Origin of the sequence: Corallococcus sp. CA047B, assembly GCF_003612065.1 — a bacterium.
In the GTDB taxonomy this organism is placed as follows: domain Bacteria; phylum Myxococcota; class Myxococcia; order Myxococcales; family Myxococcaceae; genus Corallococcus; species Corallococcus praedator.
The window spans coordinates 23,062-31,293 of sequence record NZ_RAWD01000075.1; the positions used below are offsets into that span (position 1 = coordinate 23,062).

At 69.8% G+C, this 8,232-nt stretch carries 9 protein-coding genes; 3 read left to right on the forward strand and 6 right to left on the reverse strand.

Features of this window, described 5'->3' with window-relative positions:
• Positions 1-89 precede the first annotated feature (89 nt).
• On the forward strand, positions 90-1,130 hold the full coding sequence (locus tag D7X74_RS14470) for a Rieske 2Fe-2S domain-containing protein (RefSeq protein ID WP_120533540.1): 1,041 nt from the start codon (positions 90-92) through the stop codon (positions 1,128-1,130).
• A 48-nt stretch (positions 1,131-1,178) separates the two neighbouring features.
• On the opposite strand, the gene D7X74_RS14475 is transcribed toward D7X74_RS14470, so the two are convergent.
• On the reverse strand, positions 1,179-1,391 hold the full coding sequence (locus tag D7X74_RS14475) for a hypothetical protein (protein ID WP_120533541.1): 213 nt from the start codon (positions 1,389-1,391) through the stop codon (positions 1,179-1,181).
• A gap of 146 nt (positions 1,392-1,537) precedes the next feature.
• A complete protein-coding gene (locus D7X74_RS14480) occupies positions 1,538-2,944 on the reverse strand; it encodes a TolC family protein (RefSeq protein ID WP_120533542.1) in 1,407 nt (468 codons plus the stop codon).
• A 203-nt stretch (positions 2,945-3,147) separates the two neighbouring features.
• Between D7X74_RS14480 and D7X74_RS14485 the strand changes: the two genes are divergently transcribed.
• Positions 3,148-3,639, forward strand: coding sequence for a MarR family winged helix-turn-helix transcriptional regulator (locus D7X74_RS14485; protein WP_120533543.1), 492 nt, complete (start codon positions 3,148-3,150; stop codon positions 3,637-3,639).
• 38 nt (positions 3,640-3,677) lie between these two features.
• On the opposite strand, the gene D7X74_RS14490 is transcribed toward D7X74_RS14485, so the two are convergent.
• From D7X74_RS14490 to D7X74_RS14505, 4 genes are all read right to left on the reverse strand, one after another.
• A complete protein-coding gene (locus D7X74_RS14490; RefSeq protein WP_120533544.1) occupies positions 3,678-4,469 on the reverse strand; it encodes an energy transducer TonB in 792 nt (263 codons plus the stop codon).
• Between the two features lie 22 nt (positions 4,470-4,491).
• The gene (locus tag D7X74_RS14495) at positions 4,492-4,926 is read right to left on the reverse strand and encodes a biopolymer transporter ExbD (protein ID WP_120533545.1); all 435 of its coding nucleotides are present in this window, start codon (positions 4,924-4,926) and stop codon (positions 4,492-4,494) included.
• Between the two features lie 3 nt (positions 4,927-4,929).
• Complete coding sequence (locus tag D7X74_RS14500; protein WP_120533546.1) at positions 4,930-5,622, reverse strand: MotA/TolQ/ExbB proton channel family protein; 693 nt, start codon at positions 5,620-5,622, stop codon at positions 4,930-4,932.
• A gap of 249 nt (positions 5,623-5,871) precedes the next feature.
• The gene (locus D7X74_RS14505) at positions 5,872-6,867 is read right to left on the reverse strand and encodes an aldo/keto reductase family protein (RefSeq protein WP_120533547.1); all 996 of its coding nucleotides are present in this window, start codon (positions 6,865-6,867) and stop codon (positions 5,872-5,874) included.
• 154 nt (positions 6,868-7,021) lie between these two features.
• Between D7X74_RS14505 and D7X74_RS14510 the strand changes: the two genes are divergently transcribed.
• Positions 7,022-8,232, forward strand: a 1,211-nt coding sequence (locus D7X74_RS14510; RefSeq protein ID WP_120533548.1) for a hypothetical protein, incomplete at its 3' end; no start/stop codon positions are given.

Consider the following 8,232-nt stretch of genomic DNA (forward strand, 5'->3'; position numbering starts at 1 on the left):
GGTCACCTCCCAACGCCTTGCGGACATCGGCCGGCCTCCAGGGGACCCACCCGGGGTCAGCGCCGACAGGCCGCTATACTGCCGTTTCCATGGAGCCTACCCCCGACGTCGTCCGGCATTTCCATCCGGTGCTCCCCGCCCGTCAGCTCCGCCAGCGCCCTGTTCGCGTGGAGCTGGCCGGGCACGCCTACGCGCTCTTCCGGGATGCCACCGGCCGTGCCGCGGCCCTGTCCGATGCGTGTCCCCACCGCTTCGCGCCGCTGTCGAAGGGGACGGTGACGAAGGAGGGCCAGCTCCAGTGCCCGTACCATGGCTGGCGCTTCGACTCGCGCGGCCACGGCACCAACCCCAGCCAGCCGGAGCTGCGCCACTGCGAGGCGCGCAGCTTCCAGGTGGTGGAGCGCCATGGCTACCTGTGGCTCGCGCACGCGAACACGCCCGTGTCCGCGATGCCGGAGCTGTCAGGGGAGGACTACTTCTTCGGCGGGACCTTCTCCACGCTGTTCCAGGCGCCGCTGCACGTGGCGCTCGACAACTTCAGCGAGGACGAACACACGCCCTATGTCCACACGCGGCTGGGGTGGAGCGGCGCCCAGACGGGGGCGGTGGAGTTCGAGGCGCACAACCACGCGGACCACACGGAGGTGCACTACCGGGCCCCGCAGCGGCCCGCGCCCATCATGAAGCTGCTGCTGGTGCGCGACGGCGACTACTTCCACAACGACTGGGTGACGCGGTTCGACCCCGTGCGCAGCATCTACACCATCCACTGGAAGTCCGCGGAAGGGATGCCCCGCCCCTTCATCACGCAGGCGCACATCTTCTTCGTGCCGGAGACGGCGCGCACCACGCGCCTGCACGTCTTCTCCTTCCTGCGCACGTCAACACCGCTCTTGAAGCCGCTGCTGCCGGTGGCCGCGAAGGCCGCGCTGGGCCTCACCTGGTGGGAGGTGCGCGATGACGCGCGCTTCATCCCCACCGTCGCGGACACGCCCTACAGCCACAAGGGCATGCGGCTGGACAAGTACGACAAGCCCCTGGTGCACCAGCGCAAGCTCATGGAGCGCATCTACTACGCGCACGAGCCGGAAGCCGTGCCCCGGGTCATCCACGAAGCCACGGGCACCTGAGCCCCCTTCGCGACGCGGCGTCGCGAGGGGGTGGAAGGACACGCGGCGTCAGTGCATGGACGGCGCGGGCTCCTCGCCGATGGGGACGCTTTCGCCGACGTACGCCTCGTATGCGTTGCAGCCGCTGTCGCCCGACACCAGGAGCGCGAACTGCTTCAGCTCGGACTGGTTGCAGCTCTGGACCTCTCCATCGCTCGGCTCGTCGCTGTTGCCGGCGAAGAAGCGACAGCTCTTGCAGTTGCCCCAGGATGCATCCGCCATGATTCCCTCCTCGTGGAAGCGGGTCCTGTCTGGAGGGTGGGGCTGACGCCGGGCCACCACAACGCGGGACCTGCTTCTCGCCCGGGAGGGCAGGGGACCCGGCGCCCCAGGATGGGCGCCGGGAATTTCCCCTCACACCTTGCTACCTACTGCTGGGGCGCGGGCTGCTGCGCCGGCTGCTGCTCGGGAGCGGGCTGCTGCTGAGCGGGCTGCTGCTGGGGCTGCGCCGACACGCCGGCGCCGGGCTTGGCGCCCAGGGCCGCCGCTTCCTTGCGCACCGAACCGGACTCGAACGAGCCCAGCGCGTTGAGCAGCCGCAGCGCGGCCAGGGACGCCTGGAGCCGCTCGGACACGAAGCCGACCTCGGCGTTGGTGAGCGAGGTGTTGGCGTCCGCGACCTCCAGGTACGTGGCGACGCCCGCCTGGAAGCTCACGTCGGTGAGGCGGTTGGACTCGCGCGCCAGACCCAGGGCCTCCTCGGCCTTGGAGCGGTTGGCGAGCGCGTTCTCCAGGTCCAGCTTGGAGCGGCGCACCTCCTCCTTCACGCGGGCCTGGGCCAGCTGCTGGCTCACGGTGGCCTCACGCACGCGCGACGACGCCTCGGAGAGGTTCGCCTCGCGCAGGCCGCCGTCGAACAGCGTCCAGCTGGCGCCGAAGGTGATGGCCCACGTCTCGTTCTGGCCCGTGAAGCCCGCCGCGTTCGCGATGCGGTACGCGCCCGTGACACCCAGCGTGGGCAGGTAGCTCAGGATGACGCCCGTCTTGTTGATGCGCGTCAGCTTCAGGCCCACTTCGGCGGCCTGCACGTCCGAGCGCTCCTGGATCGCCTGGTTCACCAGGTCGTCCGGCGACGCCTGCGCGGGCACCTGCGGCTCCGGCGGCGGGGCCAGGTCGAAGTCCGGCTCCTTCTGGATGAGCGTGCCCAGCGCCAGCTTCAGGCCCGCCAGCGCGTTCTTCGCGCGCACCAGGTCCTGCTCCGCGCGCGAGCGATCCAGCTGCGCGCGCAGGAGCGCCACGCGCGTCACCGTGCCCGCGTCGAACCGGGCCTGGGTGTCCTTCTCCCGCGCCCGGGTCAGCTCCAACAGGCGCTCCTGGGCGCGCAGCGCTTCCTGCTGCGCCGCCGCGCCGTAGTAGGCCTGCGCCACGCCGAAGAGCACCTGCCGGCGCGCCGTCTGCGTGTTGAGCTCCGCCAGCTTCACCGACTTGTACGAGGCCGCGATGCCCGCCCACAGCTGCGGCGCGATGATGGCCTGACGAATCTCCGCCTGCGCACCCTGCTGGATGAGCGGCTGGATGGTGATGTCCACCGGCGCGATGGTGCCCGCGGGGATGATGGCCGCCACGTTGTTGCGTGTGATGGACGCACCCACGCTGATGGTCGGCAGGTAGCCAGCCCAGGCCTTGCGGGTCGCGAGGGACGCCTGCTCGAAGCGCTCCTGGGCAATCTTCAAATCGAGGTTCTGCTGACGGGCCGACTCCAGCGCCTCGTCCAGCGACAGTACAGGCGCTGCGGCCAGGGCGGCCGACAGGGAAAGCGCCAGAAGGGTACTCATACCGCCTTGACCTCCTCACCGACCCGCGGGAGCGCGAGGCGGATCCGTCCAATGGACGACTGCGTTGCGTCATCTATCCGACCCTGGAGCCCCGTGAAAGTACTCCGCACTGTCGGATGATGGAATATCCGGAATGTAGTACCCGTCAAAGGTTGAGGGTGTCAATTGTTTATGCGACTCGTGTGAATTAGTGTGAAGGGACCATGAACGGACTTGGCGAAAGTCACAGCGAGCAGGCAGGGCGTCCGCCGGAGGCCCGTGCTCAAGGTGCGGAAGAAGCGGAAGTGGGGCTCGCGCAGCAGGCGTGGACGCTCCTGTTCGAGCTGCTGCACACGCACATGCGCAACTTCCCCGCGCTGGCGGCGGAGTTTGATTTGTCCCCGGTGCAGGCGCACGTCCTGCGGCAGTTGGGCGAAGGCGCGCTCGCGATGAGCACGCTCGCCACCTACCTGTCGTGCGACGCGTCCAACGTGACGGGGCTGGTGGACCGGCTGGAGGCGCGCAAGCTGGTGGAGCGGCGCAGCAGCGAGCAGGACCGGCGCGTGAAGATGCTGGTGCTGACGGAGGCTGGCGCGGAGCTGCGCGGTCGGCTGATGGCGCGGATGGCGCTGCCTCCGCCCTTCATCGCCTCGATGCCGGAAGAGGACCTGCTGGCGCTGGGCGACATCATGCGCCGCGCGCTCAAGCCGCAGTAGGCGGGGCCTTCCCAGGCCCCCAGGCCCGGTGCCCCCGCTCAGTCCAGCAGGAACGTGTACGAGTACTTCATCTCCGTGGCCACCGCTTCGCCGCCCTTGATGGCGGGCTTGAAGCGGAAGCGCCGGATGGCATCGCGCGCGGCTTCGTTGAGGCCGTAGCCGGGACCGGAGATGACCTTCACGGTGCCCACCTTGCCCTCCGCGTCGATGGTGATGGACAGCGTCACAGTGCCCTCGATGCCGGCGCGGCGCGCCTCGTCCGGGTAGGGAATCTTCACCTCGGACGCGACGGTGGGCTCGGAGTCCACCTGGTACACGGGCACGTATCTGGGCGCGGAGTAGCCCTTCACTTCCTTGGGGTCCTTCGCGGTGCCGTTGGCCTTGCCGTAGGCCGTGTTGCCCACGGGCGCGGCGAAGGAGCCCGCGCTGGTGGTGGACGACATGGTCATGCCCACCACGAGCGGCGGCGGCTTGGCCTGCGGCTCCGGCGGCGGCGTGTCGTTGGGCGGCGGCGGTGCTTCGGTCGGGGGCGGAGGCTTGGGCGCTTGCGCGACCTTGATGGGCGGCGGCTTCACCGGCTTTACCTTGGGCGGCGGCGGAGGCTCCTCCTTCTTCTCCTCCGGCGGGGGCGGGGGCGGCGGCTTCGTCACCTCCACCATCACCAGCTCCACCGGACGCTGGGAGGCCATCTGCTTGCGGCCCTCCAGGGTGGAGATGAACCAGAAGCCGCCCGCGTGCAGCGCGAGCGACACGAGGAAGAAGCCGAACACGAACCGCGTGGAGCGGTCGCGCTGGGGCTGGAGGGAAGGGTCGAGGACCGCCTGGCTCATGGTGGCTTCGCGTGCCTTCGGGTCAGGGAGCGGCGGGCGTGGCCGCGGGGCTCACGTCCTTCTCGATGTTGAGGGCGAACTTGGCGATGCCCTGGCCCTTCACCACGTCGATGAGGCGCATCACGCGGCCGTAGGCGATGGTCTGGTCCGCGCTGATGATGGCGCGCGTGTCCTTGTCCTTGGTGACGGCCTCCACCACGCGGCGGGACAGGTCGGCTTCCGTGACTTCGGCGCCGTCGAAGTAGAGCTTGCCCTCCTTGTCGAGGACGACGTTCACCAGGCCCTGCACCGTCTCACCGCCATTGGCGGCGCGGGGCAGGTCCACCTCCACCGTCTCGCGGACGATGAAGTTCGCGGTGACCATGAAGATGATGAGCAGCACCAGCACCACGTCCACCAGCGGCGTGACGTTGATGCCGGTGATTTCCTCGTCGTTGTCGCCCGCGCTGCCGGCCATGACCTAGTTCCCCCCCGCGACGCCCGGCTTCTTGGCCTTCATGGCGCCCACGAGCGCGTGGCCCAGGGAGGTGGTGCGGCTGGTGAGCGTCTTCAGCTGACGGCTGAAGATGTTGAAGGCGACGACGGCGGGGATGGCGACCGCGAGGCCCACGGCGGTGGCGACGAGCGCCTCGGAGATGCCGGCCATCACCGTCTGCTGCATGGCGCCGCCCTTGGCGTTCATGGCGCCCAGGTCGTTGAAGGCCTTGATGATGCCGAGCACCGTGCCGAACAGGCCGATGAACGGGGCGTTGTTGCCCAGCGTGCCCAACAGCGACAGGAAGCGCTCGTACTGGGGACGCTCGCGGGCGACGGTGGACGCGATGACCTGCTCCACGGTGTCGGGGCCCTGGGACGCGGAGGCCAGGGCCTCGCGGATGACGGCGGCCTCCATGCCCTTGTGGTTCTTCACCTCGGCGCTGACGGCGTCGAACTCACCGCGCGCCAGCCGCACGGCCAGCGCCTCCGAGTTGGGCAGCCGGTGGCGCGAGAAGTAGACGGCGCGCTCCAGCATCACGGCGATGGAGAGCACGGAGAGGATGACCAGCAGCCAGAGCACCCACTCGGCGCTGCCCAGCGTCACCCCGAGCAGCTTGCCGCTCAACCAGCCGAGTTCGGGTTGGGCCGTCTGGGCCAGGAGGAGGAAGGACGTCATGGGAGACAAGCCTGGGGGTTGAAGTGTGAGGACTGCCAACGCGCGGGGCAGTGTCTTGTTCCCCTCGACTCAAAAGTCAAATGGATCGGCAGGGAGGCCATGGGACCGTGACAATCCATTCGACCGGGAATGGTGGGTAGAGGGCGTGGATGTCGGATGCCCTGTCATGTGAGAGGGCGGCCGTCGGGGCGCCTGCCGGTACAGGCCCCCGGCATCCGTACGCTTGGGGGGCCTTGGGCGTTTCCGGCTTCAGGGCCGGCGGTCGGGGCTGGCGGTCTGCGCGGGGTCGCGCTCCACGACAGGCCCGAGGATGGCGTCGATGCGGCGCAGGAGGTCGGCGTCGAGCTTCACGCCGGTGGCCTTCACGTTGTCGAGCACCTGCTCCGGCCGGGTGGCGCCGATGATGGCGGTGGAGACGCTCTTGTTCTGGAGCACCCACGCGACGGAGAGCTGCGCGAGCGACAGGCCGGCTTCCTTCGCCAGCGGCTTGAGCTGCTGGACGCGGGTGAGCACGTCGTCGGTCATGAAGCTGGTCATGAACATGGCGCCCTGCTTGGTGGAGGCGCGGGTGTCGGCCGGCGGGGGCTGGCCGGGGAGGTACTTGCCGGTGAGCACGCCCTTGGCGAGCGGGGACCAGACCACCTGTCCCATGCCCTCCGCGTCGGAGGCGGGGATGACCTTGGATTCGATGACCCGCCAGAGCATGGAGTACTGGGGCTGGTTGGAGACGAAGGGCACGTGCAGCTCGCGGGCGAGCTTCGCGCCGGCGGTGATCTGCTCGGCGGTCCATTCGGAGACTCCGATGTAGAGGGCCTTGCCCTGGCGCACGATGTCCGCGAAGGCGAGCATCGTCTCCTCCAGGGGTGTCTCCGCGTCGAAGCGGTGGGCCTGGTAGAGGTCCACGTAGTCCGTCTGGAGGCGGCGCAGCGAGCCGTGGATGGACTCGATGATGTGCTTGCGCGACAGGCCGCGGTCGTTCTGGCCGGGGCCGGTGGGCCAGTAGACCTTGGTGAAGAGCTCGTAGCCTTCACGGCGCTGGCCCTTGAGGGCGCGGCCGAGCACGGCTTCGGCCTTGGTGCCGGCGTACACGTCGGCGGTGTCGAAGGTGGTGATGCCCGTGTCGAGCGCCGCCTTCACGCAGGCGAGCGCGGCGTCCTCCTCCACCTGGGAGCCGTGCGTGAGCCAGTTGCCAAAAGAAATCTCGCTGACCTTCAAACCGCTGCGACCGAGGAACCGGAAGTTCATGCGCGGCAGACTAACCGCCGCGTTTCGGGGTTCGTACGGATTCGCATCTTCTCGACGGTTGGAGTCAGGCGGACGACCCCTCGCGCCGGGATTCGACCGTTCCCGGGCGTCGCTTGTGAACGGAGGGGCGGGTGTCCGACACTGCCCTCCACCCATGGCCGCCAGCGAAGAACGCCGCTTCCAGTCCCTCGTGCTCGCGCCCGTCCGGCGCGTGCAGCGGCGTCTCAACGCCGTGGCGTGGCTGGGCGCGGGGCTCGTCCCCGTCTGGGCCACCGCCACCGCGTGCGTGCTCTGTCGCATGTTGCTGCGGGGCGCTGCTGTCTGGGCCGTGCCTCCGCTTGTTGTCGCGGGCCTTGCGGGGTGGTTCGTGCGCGCCCGTTCGCGGGGCGTGTCGCTGGAGTACGCGGCGGTGCTCGCGGACCGCTCGGCCGGGGCCGGGGGCCTGCTGCTCACGCGCCTGGAGCGCCCCGTCGGTGAGTGGGAGCTCTCCCTCAACCAGTTCGCCCAGCAGGTGAAGCTTCCAGAGGTTCCCTGGCGTCGGCCCCTGGGTGCGCTGCTGGGCGCGCTCCTGTTCCTCGCGGTGGGGTTGCTCGTTCCGCTGCCCGCGCTTCGCACGTCGAACATCAATGCCGCCGCCGCGACCCAGGTCGCCGCCGTGCAGGCCCAGGCGGAGGCCCTGGCCCGTGAGGAGCCCCTGGGCCAGGACGTCGAAGAGGAGCTGCGCCGGCTGTCCGAAGAGGTTGCCCAGGGCCGCTTCGACTCCGCTGACTGGGAGGCCTCCGATGCCCTGGAGCAGCGGCTCGCCGAGCGCGCCTCCGAGGCCGCCGCGGAACTGAACCGCGCGTCCGAGGCCGCCGCGGAACTCGAGGACGCCCTCGCCGCTGCCGGCGGTGCCGAGTCCGCGACCCGCGAGCGCGAGTCCCTGGAGCAGGCCCTCATGGCGCTCGATGCGCGCTCCAACGGAGGGCAGGAACAGGACGGACCCTCCGAGGACGGTGAAGCGCAGGCGTCGTCCCAACAGGGCACACAGGGACAGGGTGCTGGAGACGAGGACGGAGACAAGCAGGGCGGAGACAAACAGGGCGCTCAGCAGGCCTCGGGTGATGCAGCCCGCGAGGCCCAGGCCCGCGCTTCCGCTCGCGCGCAGGCCTCCGGTTCTCCGGATCAGGTCGCTGACCTTCGGCGCACGTTGGAGCGCCGGCAGCAGGCGCTGGCCCAGCGCTTCGGCGAGGAAAACAACGCGGCGGGGAACCGCTCGGCCCAGGCGAGGCGTCCCACCCGGCGGCAGCAGTCCGGACAGGGACAAGGGCAGGGACAAAAGGGACAGCAGGGCCAGGGCCAGGGCCAGGGACAGCAGGGTCAGGG